At 35.5% G+C, this 465-nt stretch carries 1 pseudogene; it reads left to right on the top strand.

Going from position 1 to position 465, the window contains the following annotated elements:
• Positions 1-465 (top strand): annotated as a pseudogene (locus CYK47_RS15310) (transposase); the annotation flags it as partial.

Below are 465 nucleotides of genomic sequence, written 5' to 3'. Positions count from 1 at the left end.
ATAACCACAGCAGAAGAACACTTTAACTGGGTCATTATTGATGCGACAGAATGTTCAATCGAACGCCCGAAAAAAAAATCAGAGTAAGTTCTACAGTGGTAAAAAGAAGAAACATACGCTAAAGGCCCAAGTGATCTATCATCCGAAGAGTAAACAAATCATAGGGCTAGATATATCGAATGGCGGTCAGCATGATATTAAACTGGCAAGAGAAACGGTTAAGAAATTTAAGCATTGTGAATATGTTGTGACCGATTTAGGGTACTACGGATTAGAGCAAGATGGCTTTAAATTATTGATGCCCATAAAGAAAAAGAAGAATTTCCCGTTATTTAGTGTTGAGAAAAAGTACAATAAACTGATTGGAAAAATACGAGTTGTGATCGAACACATCAATAGTCAATTGAAAACATTTAGAATATTAAGTGAACGCTATCGAAATAGACGGAAAAGATTCGGTTTACG

Source organism: Acinetobacter sp. B51(2017) (assembly GCF_003711395.1).
Classification (GTDB): Bacteria; Pseudomonadota; Gammaproteobacteria; order Pseudomonadales; family Moraxellaceae; genus Acinetobacter.
This window is presented reverse-complemented; position numbering and strand designations above follow the sequence as displayed.